Raw genomic sequence first — 15128 nt, forward strand, 5'->3', positions numbered from 1 at the left:
TCAGGCTTGTCTTGACTTTGACTTTTTTTCATGAAGAAAGAAAAGACTTTTCAGAAAAGAATGAATAGATTATGGGTATGAAAACACCTTCTATACGTAAACAATATCTTGCAATCAGGTTAAAACGAGTGATACAATTTACTTTATGTGAGAATTCGGGAGTGAGAAATTATGAGCAAGCGTGATTACTATGAAGTGCTTGGAGTAAGTAAGAGCGCGACAAAGGATGAAATGAAAAAAGCGTACCGCAAGCTTTCTAAACAATATCATCCTGATATCAACAAAGATGCGGATGCAACCGATAAATTCAAAGAAATTTCAGAGGCTTATGAGGTTCTGACTGATGATCAGAAGCGTGCGCAATATGACCAATTTGGACATACTGATCCTAACCAGGGCTTCGGAGGATCTGACTTTGGCGGAGGATTCGGATTTGACGATATTTTCAGTTCAATCTTTGGCGGCGGAAGAAGACGTGACCCAAATGCGCCAAGACAAGGTGCTGACCTTCAGTATACAATGACTCTGTCCTTTGAAGATGCCGTATTCGGCAAGGATACAACCATTGAAATTCCGCGTGAAGAAACATGTGATACATGTGACGGTTCTGGAGCAAAGCCTGGAACTAAACCGGAAACATGTAAACATTGTAACGGATCAGGACAACTGAATGTTGAGCAGAACACGCCATTCGGCAGAATTGTCAACCGCCGCGTATGTCATCATTGCAGCGGAACAGGCAAAATGATCAAGCATAAATGTTCAACGTGCGGAGGAGCAGGCAAAGTTCAAAAACGCAAAAAGATTTCCGTTAAAATTCCAGCTGGAGTCGATGATGGCCAGCAGCTTAGAGTTTCCGGACAAGGGGAGCCAGGATTTAATGGAGGGCCAAGCGGTGATTTATATGTAGTATTCCAAGTTAGATCTCATGAGTTCTTTGAGAGAGACGGAGACGATATCTACTGTGAAATGCCGCTTACATTTGCACAGGCCGCTTTAGGCGATGAAATTGAAGTGCCTACTCTGCACGGCAAAGTGAAGCTGAAGGTACCGGCCGGAACACAAACGGGCACAAAATTCCGCATGAAGGGAAAAGGTGTCGCCAATGTGAGAGGGTACGGACAGGGCGATCAGCACATTATCGTTCGTGTATTAACGCCTACTAATGTTACAGAAAAACAAAAAGAGCTTCTTCGCGAATTCGCTGAAATGAGCGGGGGAAGACCAGATGAGCACGAAGAAAGCTTTTTTGATAAAGTGAAGCGTGCATTCAAGGGTGAATAAACAGAAGTGGAGCTGGTAGAATGAAATGGTCCGAGTTAAGTATTCATACAACACAAGAAGCGGTAGAACCAATTTCGAATATATTGCATGAGGCCGGAGCGAGCGGTGTCGTCATAGAAGATCAAATGGATCTATTAAAAGAGCGCGAAAGTGTTTATGGAGAAATCTACCACCTCAATTCTGATGATTATCCTGATGAAGGTGTTATTATTAAGGCATACCTGCCGGTAAACAGTTTCCTTGGCGAAACCGTAGAGGAGATTAAAGAAGCTGTAAATAACCTGATTATTCATGATATCGATTTAGGGAAAAATGATATCTCAATAAGTGAAGTAAATGATGAAGAGTGGGCAACTGCGTGGAAGAAATATTATCATCCCGTAAAGATTTCTGAGCGATTTACGATTGTGCCGACATGGGAAACTTATACACCGGTCCATTCTGATGAACTCATTATTGAGCTTGATCCTGGGATGGCTTTTGGCACAGGGACTCATCCTACAACGGTTCTTTGTATTCAGGCGCTTGAACGGTCTGTAAAAGAACACGATTTAGTAGTAGATGTCGGCACAGGATCGGGAGTTTTAAGCATTGCTTCTGCAATGCTTGGTGCAAAGCAGGTTCAGGCACTGGACTTAGATCCTGTTGCTGTTGAAAGCGCACGTTTAAATACGAAATTAAATAAAGTGCACCAGGCCGTCACAGTATCTCAAAATAATTTGCTGAACGGTATTCAAGGTCCTGTAGACGTAGTCGTTGCAAATATTTTGGCTGAAGTCATTCTGCGATTTGTCCACGATGCAAATCAGTTACTGAAACAAGGCGGTTTGTTCATCACTTCTGGAATCATTCTCAATAAAAAGGCAGAGGTTAAAAACGGTTTAATCGAGGCTGGATTTGAGATTGAAGAAACAGTTGTTATGGAAGACTGGGTGGCCTTTATCGCAAGAAAGAAATAAGAGGTGCTCATCTGTGCAGCGTTATTTTATAAGTGAGAAAAAAGAAAATTTAACGACCGGAATTACAATCACGGGAGACGATGTTCATCACATCTCCCGTGTTATGCGTATGAAACCCGGCAGCAAACTGATTTGCTGTACGTCAGATGGACAGGCAGCGCTTTGTGAGATTGAAGAGGTAAATGATGAGACAGCAGTATGCATGATCATCGAATGGCAGACTGCTGATCATGAACTCCCTGTATCAGTCACGATAGCGAGCGGGCTGCCTAAAGGGGATAAGCTGGAATGGATTCTTCAAAAGGGCACAGAACTTGGTGCCGCTTCGTTTATCCCTTTTAATGCTGCTCGTTCCGTTGTAAAGCTTGATGCAAAAAAAGCAGTCAAAAAAGTGGAGCGCTGGAGAAAGATTGTAAAAGAAGCATCTGAACAATCCTATCGCAACAGAATTCCTGAGGTTGCTGAACCATACAGCTGGAAGGAACTCATTAATACTTCTGCTTCATATGATGTGAAAATCGTTGCATATGAAGAATCCGCTAAAAATGGGGAACTCGCAAATCTTGCAAAAGCATTAAATGAAAGTCATTCAGGTCAGTCCATTCTTGTAGTTTTTGGACCAGAAGGCGGACTAACGGAAGAAGAAATAAAACAGCTGACGAGTGCAGGTTTTATAGCCTGCGGGCTCGGGCCGAGAATTTTACGGACGGAAACGGCTCCGCTGTATGTTTTATCTGCTGTTTCTTATTATTTTGAATTATCGAGGTGATTACCATGCCAACCGTGGCATTTCATACACTTGGCTGTAAAGTAAACCATTATGAAACAGAAGCTATCTGGCAGTTATTCAAGGATGCAGGCTATGGCCGATCTGAATTTGAAAGCAAAGCTGATGTTTATGTCATAAATACATGTACAGTAACGAATACTGGCGATAAAAAAAGCCGGCAGGTCATTCGCCGTGCAATCAGAAAAAATCCGGATGGCGTTATTTGTGTTACCGGCTGTTATGCTCAAACGTCTCCTGCTGAAATTATGGCGATTCCGGGTGTAGATATCGTAGTAGGCACATCTGACCGTGTTAAAATGCTTGACTATATTGAGCAATTTAAGAATGAAAGACAGCCTATTAACGGCGTCAGCAACATTATGAAGGCTCGGGTATATGAGGAACTTGATGTACCTGCTTTTACAGACCGCACTCGTGCATCATTGAAGATCCAGGAAGGCTGCAACAACTTCTGTACATTCTGTATTATTCCATGGGCACGCGGCTTAATGCGCTCCCGTGATCCTAAAGAAGTGATTAAACAGGCTCAGCAGTTAGTTGACGCAGGCTACAAAGAAATCGTATTAACAGGTATTCATACTGGAGGATACGGCGAAGACATGAAGGATTACAACTTCGCTATGCTGCTTCGTGATCTGGACACTCAGGTTCACGGCTTAAAGCGCATCAGAATCTCATCTATTGAGGCAAGTCAAATTACAGATGAAGTCATAGAAGTGCTTGATCAGTCAGATAAAATTGTCCGCCATTTGCATATTCCTATTCAATCAGCCTCAAATACTGTATTAAAAAGAATGCGTCGCAAATACACAATGGAATTCTTTGCTGAACGTTTAATGCGCCTGAAACAAGCTTTGCCGGGACTTGCTGTAACTTCTGACGTAATCGTCGGATTCCCTGGTGAAACGGATGAAGAATTTATGGAAACATATAACTTTATTAAAGAACATAAATTCTCAGAGCTTCATGTTTTCCCTTATTCAAAACGGACTGGCACGCCTGCTGCAAGAATGGAAGATCAAGTAGATGAGGACGTCAAAAATGAACGTGTTCATCAGCTGATCGCCCTTTCTGATCAGCTTGCGAAAGAATACGCATCTGTATATGAAGATGAAGTTCTGGAGGTTATTCCAGAAGAACTCTACAAAGAAGATCCTGAAAGCGGACTTTATGTCGGTTATACGGATAATTACCTGAAAGTTGTTTTCCCTGCAACAGAAGAAATGGTCGGGAAAATTGTGAAAGTGAAAATTACTAAAGCTGGCTATCCATATTCAGAAGGACAGTTTGTACGTGTGATGGAAGAAGAACCTGCAGCAGAAAGCATGCGAAACATCTCTTAACCTGGTCGATCAGACCGGGTTTTTTATTTTTCTTAAAAAATCAGGAACCTCCCTTTCTTTAAAAAAGATGTTTAAAATTATTTTGCTTGCGTAAATTAAGTTTATACTCGTATTTTTTTTGAAAAAATGTTAAGATGTAAGAGGTCAGACGACTAATTAAATGGAAAAGGGGTACTTACATATGTCAGTAAATATTGGCAGTATGATTGACCATACAGCATTAAAGCCTGAAACAACAAAGGCTCAAATCGAAACATTATGTGCAGAAGCAAAAGAATATAAATTCGCATCTGTCTGTGTAAATCCAACTTGGATTGAAACAGCGGCTGCTTTACTAAAAGGAACAGATGTGAAAGTTTGTACTGTAATCGGTTTCCCTCTTGGTGCGACTACAGTTGAAACAAAAGCATTTGAAACAAAAGATGCAATCGCAAAAGGTGCAACAGAAGTTGATATGGTAATCAACATCGCCGCATTAAAAGATAAAAATGATGAGCTTGTTGAGCGCGATATCCGTGCTGTTGTAGATGCAGCTAAAGGAAAAGCGCTTACTAAAGTAATCATTGAATCATGTCTTTTAACTGATGAAGAAAAAGTAAGAGCCTGCGAATTATCAGTTAAAGCTGGAGCGGATTTTGTTAAAACTTCTACTGGTTTTTCAACTGGGGGAGCAACTGTAGAGGATATCGCTCTTATGCGCAAAACAGTAGGACCTGATGTTGGAGTGAAAGCTTCAGGCGGTGTCCGTGACCGCGCAGGAGCGCTCGCAATGGTTGAAGCTGGTGCAACACGCATCGGTGCAAGTGCTGGAATTTCAATCGTCAAAGGTGAAGTTTCAAACTCTGATTATTAATACCAGACTATAAAGACTGCTGAAATTTTTTCGGCAGTCTTTTTTTAAAGATAAGAAAGTATAAAATTTTGCGCTTCGATGGCGAGCGGAATCGCCAAACTCCTCGGCCAGAACGGATCCGCCATTAAAGGCAAAAAGCGCCTTTAGTGGCGGATCCTTATCTGTCTGCCTGCGCTAAACTGGTGCTTTTCTTATTTCCCGCTAAAAAATGTTGAAAATGAAACAACGAAACTGCCGAATGCATTTGCAAAGGGAAGCAATGCAAGTGAACTGATGACATTAAAAATCAAACTGAAATGAGCAAGCTGCAAGTCCGGCTGCGAAGATAGATTTTGAACAGCTGCACTGCAGACTGAAATGAAAGGGTAAAATGCGGCTGCACCTATAACATTTACCCATATATGTGCATAGGCTGTCAGCTTTGCTTCTTGATTTGCGGCGGCGGCTGCCATCCATCCTGTAATACATGTGCCGATATTTGCTCCAAGAACATAAGCAATGCCTGCACTGAGCGTAAGGATATCTGCATTTAAAAAACTCATAATGATGCCTACAGTCGCTGCACTCGAATGAATAATTGCCGTTAGAAGCGTCCCGCTGATGACTCCTGCAAAAGAGTGTTCATTTGTATACAGCAATAACTCGTTTACAAGCCCCAATTGGGATAGAGGATAAGCAAGCCGGCCAAACCCAGACATCGCTGAAAAAAGTGCCCCGAGTCCCATAAAAGCTGCACACATTCGAATCAGCGCTTCCTTTTTTAACACAACTCCCATAAAAAAACATAGAAACCCAATAATGAAAAGCGGAAGAATCAATGATCCAATATCCAATGTGATTAGCTGGGTCGTAAAAGTAGATCCGATATTCGTTCCAAGAATAATTCCAATCGTTTGTTTAAACGAGATGACTCCTGCTGAAACTAGACCAATAACGATGACCATCACAGCTGAACTGCTTTGCAGGATCCCCGTAAAAATGATTCCCGCCATAAAAGCTTTGACGGGATGATTAATACAAGCATAAATCCAGTTTCTCATCGCATGTCCGGATAGAATAGACAGGCCTTTTTTCAGTAAATGCATACCCGCTAAAAAGACAATCAAGTAAAGCAAGAAAAAGCCTGCAGCACCCATCAAATCACCTCTTATTTTAAAAATATATGGACAAGCGCACGGCAGCATGACAAAAATCTACCGGTCAAATGAACGAATTTAAGAACTTTTTCTTATATAAGTTGACCTCTGAGAAACGTTATATTATAATTGCAAAGTACATGTTTACTTTAAACATGTTTATTAAACAGATGATGTCGATTGGTTGTATTCGGAGGGAGGGAATAAGAATGTCAAAAACGGTCGTTCGTAAAAACGAGTCGCTTGAGGACGCTCTTCGTCGCTTCAAACGTACAGTATCAAAAAGCGGTACTATACAAGAAGCTAGAAAGCGCGAATTCTATGAAAAACCTAGCGTAAAACGTAAGAAAAAGTCTGAAGCTGCTAGAAAACGCAAATTCTAAAGAGGGTGGATTTATGAGTCTTCTTGAGCGTTTGAATCAAGATATGAAACAAGCGATGAAGAACAAAGAGAAGGACAAACTGGCTGTTATCCGCATGGTGAAAGCCTCATTACAAAATGAAGGCATCAAGCTGGGTAAACAGGAGTTGTCTGCTGAAGAGGAACTGACTGTGTTTTCTCGCGAATTAAAGCAACGTAAAGACTCCCTCCAGGAATTCAGTAAAGCTGATCGCTTAGATTTAGTTGAAAAGACACAGGCTGAACTTGATATTTTAACTGTATACATGCCAAAACAGCTTTCAGAAGAAGAACTTCAAGCTATTGTGAAAGAAACAATCGCAGAAGTAAACGCAACTTCTAAAGCAGACATGGGTAAAGTTATGGCTGCGATCATGCCTAAAGTTAAAGGTAAGGCTGATGGCGCGCTTGTCAATAAAACTGTAGCTGGACAGCTATCATAAAAAGACGGAAAACACCTTGTTCATTTGAACAAGGTGTTTTTTAATGTCTTAATGGAAAAATCATAAGTTAGCTTTAACAATTATTTTGGAGTGAATTCTTATCTATTATGTCAGATCTGGCTGGTATTCTGCTTCACACATTGTCCAGCTACACCTCCTAACTCCTCGGTCAGAACGTCTCAGCCTGAAAAGTCAAACCCGGACTTTCCAGTCTGAGCCTTTTCTGCCTGTCGGAGCTAAACGGGCGGTTCCGCTTTTCTTTTAAGAATTTTTCATAAAAACGAAACCTATACTTAAGTTGAAACGTATTACTGTTAAAGCTTACGATTGAAAGGGGGCTTGCGATTCAATTGATGGGAAATCATAACCGGTTATTTCACATATTATTTGGGTGTGTTTTGTTTCTTTCTTTGTTCGGCAGCGCGTATATGCCCGCTGCAGATAATCATTCTGAAAAGGTGGCGGTCATCCCAATTGAAGAAACCGTTGAAAAAGGATTGTCACAATTTATTAAAAGATCTTTTAAGGAAGCAAGAGCTGAAAATGCTGACCACATTATTCTCGATATAAATACTCCGGGCGGAGCGGTTGATGCAGCACTTGAAATCGCGGACACAATAAGAGCATCAGAAATCCCTGTAACCGCTTTTATTGACAGACGGGCATTATCGGCTGGAGCTTATATTGCCTTAAATGCTGACCAGATTTACATGGTCCCTGGAGCCAAGATGGGTTCTGCGGCAATTATTGATCTCGAGGGCAATACGGCTGATAAAAAAGCGGAATCTCTCTGGCTGGCTGAAATGAAAGAATCAGCGGAACAGAATAACAGAGATTCAAAATATGCACTTGCGATGGCTGACCCTGATGTTGACCTTCCTGAGTTTGGGGCAGGCAAGGGTGATTTATTGACATTGACTGCAGAGCAGGCAGTTGAGGTAAACTATGCAGAAGGTATTGCCGAAAATCTGGACAGTTTGTTAAAAGAACTGAACTTAAGTTCTGCTGAAGTGATTGATATTGAAGTAAGCTTCGCTGAAAAAGTAGCAAGATTTGTGACAAATCCTATTGTGATTCCGATTCTGCTTTCGATTGGAAGTCTGGGACTTATCGTTGAATTATACAGTCCTGGCTTTGGGCTGCCGGGCTTCATGGGCCTATCCGCGCTGTTCCTGTTCTTTTACGGGCATTATATTGCGGGGCTGGCTGGGCTTGAAACTGTGATTTTGTTCATAGTTGGATTAATTCTGGTGGCCGCTGAGTTTTTTGTTCCCGGCGGAATAATAGGCTTTATTGGGTTTGGAGCGATCCTATTAAGCTTTTTCATCGCAACTGATGATATTGCATATATGGCATTTTCATTAGGTGTGGCACTACTCGTTGCCGTAACGGCAGCCATCATATTTGTAAAGGTGTTTGGAAAACGTATGAATATATTTAAAAAACTGATCTTGCGTGATTCTACAAATACTGAAAGCGGGTATGTTTCAAACCGGAACCGTCTTGAGCTGATCGGAAAAACTGGCATTGCCCTCACGTCAATGAGGCCATCTGGAACAGCACTCATCGACGATGAACGAATCGATGTTGTGACAGAAGGCACGTATATTACTAAAGATCAAAAAATAAAAGTTGTTAAAGTTGAAGGCTCTCGTGTTGTTGTGAGAGAAATCCTTTAATACAAGGAGGAGTACAATGGATCCGTCATTGCTATTAACATTGGGCTTAATTGTTATTGGAGTTATATTAATAGGTGTTTTATTTACATTTGTACCGATTACGCTGTGGATCTCAGCACTTGCTGCAGGTGTTCGAATCAGCATCTTCACCCTTATTGGAATGAGGCTTCGACGCGTAAGCCCAAACCGAATCATTAATCCATTAATTAAAGCGCATAAAGCTGGACTTGGTGTAACGATTAATCAGCTTGAGAGTCATTATTTAGCAGGAGGAAATGTTGACCGCGTAGTTAATGCCTTAATTGCTGCAGAACGCGCGAATATCGAGCTGTCTTTTGAACGATGCGCAGCCATTGACCTTGCTGGCCGGGATGTTTTAGAGGCCGTTCAAATGAGTGTAAATCCTAAGGTTATTGAAACGCCATTTATCGCCGGTGTAGCGATGGACGGAATTGAAGTGAAGGCTAAAGCCCGCATCACGGTCCGTGCAAATATCGAACGGTTAGTCGGTGGCGCAGGTGAAGAAACGATTATTGCCCGTGTAGGTGAAGGAATCGTCAGTACAATCGGTTCTTCCGGCAATCACAAAAAAGTCCTTGAGAATCCTGATATGATTTCTCAAACGGTGTTAAATAAAGGGTTAGATTCTGGAACTGCTTTTGAAATTCTGTCGATTGACATAGCGGACGTTGATATCGGCAAAAATATCGGAGCCATCTTACAGACCGATCAGGCTGAGGCAGATAAGAAGATTGCCCAGGCTAAAGCTGAAGAACGCCGTGCCATGGCGGTCGCTCTTGAGCAGGAAATGAATGCAAAAACGCAGGAAATGAGAGCGAAAGTAGTGGAAGCGGAAGCAACGGTTCCGCTTGCAATGGCTGAAGCATTGCGAAATGGAAAAATTGGTGTAATGGACTACATGAATTTTGAGAATATAAATGCCGATACAGATATGAGAGATTCAATCGGAAAGTTATCAAAAGATCAGCCGGATCATGATAATAAATAGTAAAAGCTCGAAAAGGAGGTGCTGAAGAATGGAATTTGTAGATTTTATTCTTAGCAATCCATTAGTCATTGCGGGCCTGATCTTTGTATTATCATCCTTATTCGGCAAAAAAAAGAAGGAAAGACAAAAACAGCGGAGGCAAAAAGAAAAACCTGCACCCGCTGCGCCTGTCCCTTCAATTGATCAGACCGCAGATCAGCAGCCGGCTAAAGAACGCATGAAGGAAGCGATTCAAACAATTGAATCCAGATACCAGGCAGCAAAAACGGATTCGAGCGAGCTTGGAAATGAAATTGGCTCAGCATCTGATGAAATTAAATCGGAAATTGTGACTGTTTCTAAAATCAGTCAGCCAGAGCGCACGAAAGCAAACCATGTCATCAATAAGGATAATGTCGTTCAAGGTTTTATCTGGAGTGAAATTCTTGGTTCGCCCAGATCTAAAAAGCCTCATCCTTCTACAAAAAAGCCGAGTTTAAAAAAGAAGTGTTAGAACCCCCTTTCTGCTCATACATATGAGATGAGAGGGGGTTCTTTTTTATGGCGAAAAAATGGCGACAGCAAGTAGCGAAATGGATCTCACGAACAGTAGAAATACCCCAGGATGTCATGATGGATCTTCCCCGTATCACGATGATCGGCCAAATACATATTTATATTGAAAATCATAGAGGGCTGCTCACTTTTACAGATAATGAACTGCGGCTTCTGCTTAAACAGGGACAGCTTCAGATTAAAGGCGAGGCCTTTGTTATAAAAGCGATTTTGCCCGAAGAAATCCTTCTGCAGGGGAAAATCGATCAAGTTAATTACTTAGAGCAATCATGAATATAGGAGGATCACAATGAAAAACCAATGGATGCATTTCTTTTACGGTGTCATAAAAGTCACAATAACAGGGAGAGGAACGGAAAGGTTTATTAATGACTGCATCAGGAAGGACGTCCCTGTGTGGAATGTAAGAAGAGAAGGAGAGGCGGTCTCTTTTTTTATTCGGCTGAAAGATGTACATGCCATCCGGGCAGCAGCTCGCAAAAATGAATGCAAATGCTCTTTGAAGAAAGTGTCGGGCCTGCCTTTTCTAGTTCAGAAATCCTTAAAAAACAGCGGTTTTGTCATTGGATTCGCATTGTTTTTTACCGTTATTCTCCTTTTATCCAACATGATCTGGGGAATCGATATTAAGGGAGCTAAGCCCAGCACGGAGCATCTTATTAGAAAAGAGCTTGATGCTATGGGCGTGAAGACAGGGAAATTGCAGTTCCTTACGTTAGATCCGGACTCCATTCAAAAAAATCTGACAAACAATATTAAAGAGCTCACTTGGGTTGGAGTTGAACTGAAGGGCACAAATTATCATTTTGAAGTCGTAGAGAAAAATGAACCGGAAAAAATAACGTATTCAAGTCCTCAGCATATCGTTGCAAAGAAAAAAGCGATCATTACTAAAATGTATGTTGAAAAAGGACAGCCTGCGGTCACTATAAACGAGCATGTAAAAAAAGGACAGATGCTTGTTTCCGGATTAATTGGCAATGAGAACAATCAGCAGAAGGTGGCAGCGAAAGCGGAGATACTGGGAGAAACCTGGTATCAAGCTGAAGTGGATGTACCTATTAACACAACGTTTAATGTTTTCTCCGGTGATGAAAAACGGAAGTATTATTTGGAACTTGGTTCATGGCAGGTTCAGGTATGGGGGTTTAAACAGGACATGTTTAAAGACTCTGAAGTGGAGGAAGACATTAGATCCATTAAATTTCTGAAGTGGAATCTGCCAATTGGATACGGCAAAAAAATATACCGTGAAAAAGAAATTGTTACACGCAGTTACAATAAAGAAGAAGCGCGAAAAGCCGGGCTTGAGCTGGGCAAGAAAAAATTAATGAATGATTTGGGAGAAGAAGCAGAAATAAAGGGTCAAAAAGTTTTGCACGAGACGAACGACAATGGTAAAGTAAAACTAACAGTGCTCTACCAAGTTATAGAAAATATCGTAAAAACAACACCAATTGTTCAGGGAGATTAAATCATGCCAGAAGAACTAGTTACGATAAATCAGCAATTAGAAAATCCAAATGAAGCGGTTGCGCTGTTTGGAAATAATGATGCACATTTAAAGCGTATGGAAGAGGAGCTAAACGTCTCTATTGTTACAAGAGGCGAAGCAGTGTATGTATCCGGGGACCCTGACAGTGTTCAGACAGTGAATGATGTTTTAAAATCGCTGCTGGTCCTGATCCGAAAAGGAATCAATATTAGTGAACGCGACGTTCTATACGGAATTGAAATGGCAAAACGATTAAAACTTGATGAATTTGAAGCATTATATGTAGATGAGATCAGCAAAGATGCTCGGGGTAAATCAATCAGAGTTAAAACTCTTGGACAAAGACATTATATTTCTTCTATCAGAAATAAAGATCTTGTCTTTGGCATTGGACCTGCAGGAACAGGGAAAACCTATCTGGCCGTTGTCATGGCAGTCAGCGCCTTAAAAAATAACGGGGTAAAAAAAATTATTTTAACAAGACCTGCAGTAGAAGCCGGTGAAAGCCTTGGCTTCCTTCCAGGGGATCTTAAGGAAAAAGTTGATCCTTATCTTCGTCCTCTTTATGATGCTTTGCATGATGTTCTTGGAATGGAGCACACACAAAGATTAATTGAAAGAGGAACGATTGAAATTGCCCCTCTTGCTTACATGAGGGGCAGAACGCTTGATGATGCCTTTGTCATTTTAGATGAAGCCCAGAATACGACACCTGCTCAAATGAAGATGTTTTTGACGCGCCTTGGTTTTGGTTCGAAAATGGTCATTACCGGGGATATTACACAGGTAGACTTGCCAAAAGGCGTAAAATCAGGACTTGCTGCCGCTAAAGAAACATTAAGTGCTGTCAGCGGCATTGCTTTTAACGAACTGCAGCAATCAGATGTTGTTCGCCACCCGCTGGTTGCGAAAATCATCGAAGCATATGATCAGACAAAGTGACCCGACAGCCCGTTTTCGGGTCACTTTTTTCACGATTGCAAAGGGGAGCAGGGGGTGATGTTATGAAATTGAAGCAAAAGCCAAAACTTAATCAGCTGATCGATAAAATAAAGAATTATAAATTTATACATATTTCGATGTACATTATGCTTGCCGCGGTAATTTTTGTTTCTCTTTACAGCAATGTAAAGCCTGAAACGATTGATGTTGAACTTTTCACTTATTCAGATCAAACGATCATTGCTCCTACGCAGGCTGATGATACTTATGAAACGGAAAACAAGCGCCAGGAAGCCTATGATGCAGTGGAAGATGAATATGTTCTAAGAAAAGACTATGTCGTAAATAGAGTAGAAGTCATAACATCCATTTTTGATTTTGCAAAAGAAACAAATAAAGAGGCAGCAGACGAAATAAAAATGCAGAATGAAAATGTTACTGAAGGGGAAGAAGTGTATTCTATTTCTGCAGATGAAAAGCTTAAACGTTTAAAGGACAAGCTAACAGTGGACATTAGAGAAAAAATTCCTGATGAAGCTTTTAGAGCGTTGCTGGACTCTTCAGACAATGAATTGGCTATTGCAAGAGATGCCATCATAACTGCCGTTAATCGCGTAATGAGCGATGAAATTCCCCTTCAGAAACAGGATGAAGCAAAGGACCTGGTAGAAGAGGATCTTAAGTCTTCTACACTTCGGGCTGAATTATCAAATGCAGCTGTACAGCTTGGAAGATATGCTGTAATAGCAAACTATGTTTTTGATCTCGATGCAACGGAAGAGAAAAAGCAGCAGGCATATGATGATGTGAAAGAAGTACAGATAAAACAAGGCCAGATTCTTGTTGAAGAAGGCGGTTACATCAGCCGGGACATCTACCGAAAGCTTGATCTTGTCGGGCTTCTCGATAATCAGCTTGCACTAAAGCCATTTGCAGGCCTTATGCTGATTATTCTTCTAATTATTGCCACACTCATATACTATTTTGAAGCACCTGATAAGCCATCGGAGAGAAAGAATCATTCTCTTATTCTTTACGTGTTAATTTTCAGCATTACAATTCTGGTCATAAAAATCATCAGCTTCTTTCAGGAGATTGATTATTCTAATGTAGGATATTTGGTCCCGGTTGCAATGGGTGCGATGCTTATTAAACTTCTTCTGCACGAAAGGCTCGCTATTTTAACGAGCATTATTTTTGCCGTCTGCGGGAGCATTATCTTTAATGAAGGTGTCACGGGCACTTTCAATTTTACTATCGGTGTGTATTTCTTATTTGGAAGTATTGCAGGAGTCTTATTTCTGAATGAACAAAATGTCCGTTCAAGAATTCTTCAGACAGGATTATTTGTAGCCTTGATCAATATCCTGATCATAACTTCTATTCTGTTAATGCAGAATGGAAGCTACTCAAACATTGAACTCGGTTCTTACTTTATCATGGCGCTTGCTTCGGGTCTTGTATCGTCCGTTTTGACGATCGGATTTATGCCGTTTTTTGAAACGGGATTTGGTATTCTGTCTACAATGAAATTAATTGAATTATCGAATCCAAATCATCCGCTGCTCCGCAAAATATTAACGGAAACACCGGGGACATACCATCACAGTGTAATGGTGGCAAACTTGTCTGAGGCAGCTTGTGAAGCAATTGGAGCGAATGGTCTTCTTGCGCGTGTGGGAGCCTATTACCATGATATTGGCAAAACAAAACGGCCTCAATATTTTATCGAAAATCAAATGAATATTGAAAATCCGCATGATAAATTGTCGCCGCAATTAAGCAAAAATGTGATTATTTCTCATGCTTCAGATGGTGCAGAACTGCTCCGCAGGCACAAAATGCCAAAGGAATTTGTAGATATAGCAGAACAGCATCATGGAACAACTTTATTGAAGTTTTTCTATCATAAAGCAAAACAAAATCATCCTGATATTTATGAAGAGGAGTTTCGTTATCCGGGACCAAAACCTCAAACTAAAGAAATAGCTATTATTTCTATTGCTGACAGTGTTGAAGCCGCAGTTAGATCCATGTCAAGTCCAACTCCGGACAAAATCGAAAAGCTTATTCGGGGCATCATAACAGAAAGGCTTCAGGATCATCAGCTGAACGAATGCGATTTAACGCTCAGAGAGCTTGATATTATTGCAAAATCATTCAGCGAAACATTAAAAGGGATTTTCCATTCCAGAATTGAATATCCGGAAATTTCAAAACAGAAGGTGAAACAAGCATGA

15 protein-coding genes are annotated in these 15128 nt (G+C 41.0%); 14 read left to right on the top strand and 1 reads right to left on the bottom strand.

What is annotated here, in order from left to right; all coding sequences use genetic code 11:
- The first annotated feature begins 171 nt into the window (after positions 1 to 171).
- The 5 genes from dnaJ to deoC all read left to right on the top strand — a co-directional run bounded on the left by dnaJ (position 172) and on the right by deoC (position 5229).
- Entirely contained in the window at positions 172 to 1284 is a 1113-nt protein-coding gene (gene dnaJ / locus GJU41_RS18455) for a molecular chaperone DnaJ (RefSeq protein WP_070875422.1), read from the top strand.
- A gap of 20 nt (positions 1285 to 1304) precedes the next feature.
- Positions 1305 to 2243 (top strand): 50S ribosomal protein L11 methyltransferase, encoded by a 939-nt coding sequence (prmA, locus tag GJU41_RS18460; protein WP_070875423.1) that lies wholly within the window; start codon positions 1305 to 1307, stop codon positions 2241 to 2243.
- 13 nt (positions 2244 to 2256) lie between these two features.
- Positions 2257 to 3012: a 16S rRNA (uracil(1498)-N(3))-methyltransferase gene (locus tag GJU41_RS18465; RefSeq protein WP_070875424.1), complete on the top strand. Its 756-nt coding sequence runs from the start codon at positions 2257 to 2259 to the stop codon at positions 3010 to 3012.
- A gap of 5 nt (positions 3013 to 3017) precedes the next feature.
- The gene (gene mtaB, locus GJU41_RS18470; protein WP_154319242.1) at positions 3018 to 4376 is read left to right on the top strand and encodes a tRNA (N(6)-L-threonylcarbamoyladenosine(37)-C(2))-methylthiotransferase MtaB; all 1359 of its coding nucleotides are present in this window, start codon (positions 3018 to 3020) and stop codon (positions 4374 to 4376) included.
- Between the two features lie 181 nt (positions 4377 to 4557).
- Positions 4558 to 5229, top strand: a complete 672-nt coding sequence (gene deoC / locus GJU41_RS18475; protein WP_070875426.1) for a deoxyribose-phosphate aldolase — start codon at positions 4558 to 4560, stop codon at positions 5227 to 5229.
- A 191-nt stretch (positions 5230 to 5420) separates the two neighbouring features.
- Here deoC and GJU41_RS18480 read toward each other — a convergent pair whose 3' ends face one another.
- Positions 5421 to 6365, bottom strand: a complete 945-nt coding sequence (locus GJU41_RS18480) for a Na/Pi symporter (RefSeq protein ID WP_154319243.1) — start codon at positions 6363 to 6365, stop codon at positions 5421 to 5423.
- 209 nt (positions 6366 to 6574) lie between these two features.
- On the opposite strand from GJU41_RS18480, the gene rpsU reads away from it, so the two are divergent.
- The 9 genes from rpsU (at position 6575) to GJU41_RS18525 (ending at position 15128) form a co-directional block, all read left to right on the top strand.
- Positions 6575 to 6748: a 30S ribosomal protein S21 gene (gene rpsU / locus GJU41_RS18485; RefSeq protein WP_015595024.1), complete on the top strand. Its 174-nt coding sequence runs from the start codon at positions 6575 to 6577 to the stop codon at positions 6746 to 6748.
- Between the two features lie 13 nt (positions 6749 to 6761).
- Complete coding sequence (locus tag GJU41_RS18490) at positions 6762 to 7208, top strand: GatB/YqeY domain-containing protein (protein ID WP_070875428.1); 447 nt, start codon at positions 6762 to 6764, stop codon at positions 7206 to 7208.
- Between the two features lie 353 nt (positions 7209 to 7561).
- Positions 7562 to 8887, top strand: a complete 1326-nt coding sequence (locus GJU41_RS18495) for an NfeD family protein (protein WP_070875429.1) — start codon at positions 7562 to 7564, stop codon at positions 8885 to 8887.
- Positions 8888 to 8903: 16 nt separating this feature from the next.
- A complete protein-coding gene (gene floA / locus GJU41_RS18500) occupies positions 8904 to 9896 on the top strand; it encodes a flotillin-like protein FloA (RefSeq protein ID WP_070875430.1) in 993 nt (330 codons plus the stop codon).
- Positions 9897 to 9924: 28 nt separating this feature from the next.
- On the top strand, positions 9925 to 10389 hold the full coding sequence (locus GJU41_RS18505) for a hypothetical protein (protein WP_154319244.1): 465 nt from the start codon (positions 9925 to 9927) through the stop codon (positions 10387 to 10389).
- 47 nt (positions 10390 to 10436) lie between these two features.
- Positions 10437 to 10724, top strand: a complete 288-nt coding sequence (gene yqfC / locus GJU41_RS18510) for a sporulation protein YqfC (RefSeq protein WP_070875432.1) — start codon at positions 10437 to 10439, stop codon at positions 10722 to 10724.
- Between the two features lie 16 nt (positions 10725 to 10740).
- Positions 10741 to 11925, top strand: a complete 1185-nt coding sequence (yqfD, locus tag GJU41_RS18515) for a sporulation protein YqfD (RefSeq protein WP_070875433.1) — start codon at positions 10741 to 10743, stop codon at positions 11923 to 11925.
- A gap of 3 nt (positions 11926 to 11928) precedes the next feature.
- A complete protein-coding gene (locus GJU41_RS18520; protein ID WP_070875434.1) occupies positions 11929 to 12888 on the top strand; it encodes a PhoH family protein in 960 nt (319 codons plus the stop codon).
- A 62-nt stretch (positions 12889 to 12950) separates the two neighbouring features.
- A complete protein-coding gene (locus GJU41_RS18525) occupies positions 12951 to 15128 on the top strand; it encodes an HD family phosphohydrolase (RefSeq protein WP_070875435.1) in 2178 nt (725 codons plus the stop codon).

Source organism: Metabacillus idriensis (genome assembly GCF_009674765.1).
Classification (GTDB): Bacteria; Bacillota; Bacilli; order Bacillales; family Bacillaceae; genus Bacillus_P; species Bacillus_P idriensis.

What these genes read in the sequence shown, in the direction of transcription:
- GJU41_RS18495 (WP_070875429.1), top strand. Translation starts at nt 7,562, where the DNA reads ATGGGAAATCATAACCGGTTATTTCACATATTATTTGGGTGTGTTTTG.
- rpsU (WP_015595024.1), top strand. Translation starts at nt 6,575, where the DNA reads ATGTCAAAAACGGTCGTTCGTAAAAACGAGTCGCTTGAGGACGCTCTT.
- mtaB (WP_154319242.1), top strand. Translation starts at nt 3,018, where the DNA reads ATGCCAACCGTGGCATTTCATACACTTGGCTGTAAAGTAAACCATTAT.
- GJU41_RS18520 (WP_070875434.1), top strand. Translation starts at nt 11,929, where the DNA reads ATGCCAGAAGAACTAGTTACGATAAATCAGCAATTAGAAAATCCAAAT.
- dnaJ (WP_070875422.1), top strand. Translation starts at nt 172, where the DNA reads ATGAGCAAGCGTGATTACTATGAAGTGCTTGGAGTAAGTAAGAGCGCG.
- floA (WP_070875430.1), top strand. Translation starts at nt 8,904, where the DNA reads ATGGATCCGTCATTGCTATTAACATTGGGCTTAATTGTTATTGGAGTT.
- yqfC (WP_070875432.1), top strand. Translation starts at nt 10,437, where the DNA reads ATGGCGAAAAAATGGCGACAGCAAGTAGCGAAATGGATCTCACGAACA.
- GJU41_RS18505 (WP_154319244.1), top strand. Translation starts at nt 9,925, where the DNA reads ATGGAATTTGTAGATTTTATTCTTAGCAATCCATTAGTCATTGCGGGC.
- GJU41_RS18480 (WP_154319243.1), bottom strand. Translation starts at nt 6,365, where the DNA reads ATGGGTGCTGCAGGCTTTTTCTTGCTTTACTTGATTGTCTTTTTAGCG.
- GJU41_RS18525 (WP_070875435.1), top strand. Translation starts at nt 12,951, where the DNA reads ATGAAATTGAAGCAAAAGCCAAAACTTAATCAGCTGATCGATAAAATA.
- prmA (WP_070875423.1), top strand. Translation starts at nt 1,305, where the DNA reads ATGAAATGGTCCGAGTTAAGTATTCATACAACACAAGAAGCGGTAGAA.
- deoC (WP_070875426.1), top strand. Translation starts at nt 4,558, where the DNA reads ATGTCAGTAAATATTGGCAGTATGATTGACCATACAGCATTAAAGCCT.
- yqfD (WP_070875433.1), top strand. Translation starts at nt 10,741, where the DNA reads ATGAAAAACCAATGGATGCATTTCTTTTACGGTGTCATAAAAGTCACA.
- GJU41_RS18490 (WP_070875428.1), top strand. Translation starts at nt 6,762, where the DNA reads ATGAGTCTTCTTGAGCGTTTGAATCAAGATATGAAACAAGCGATGAAG.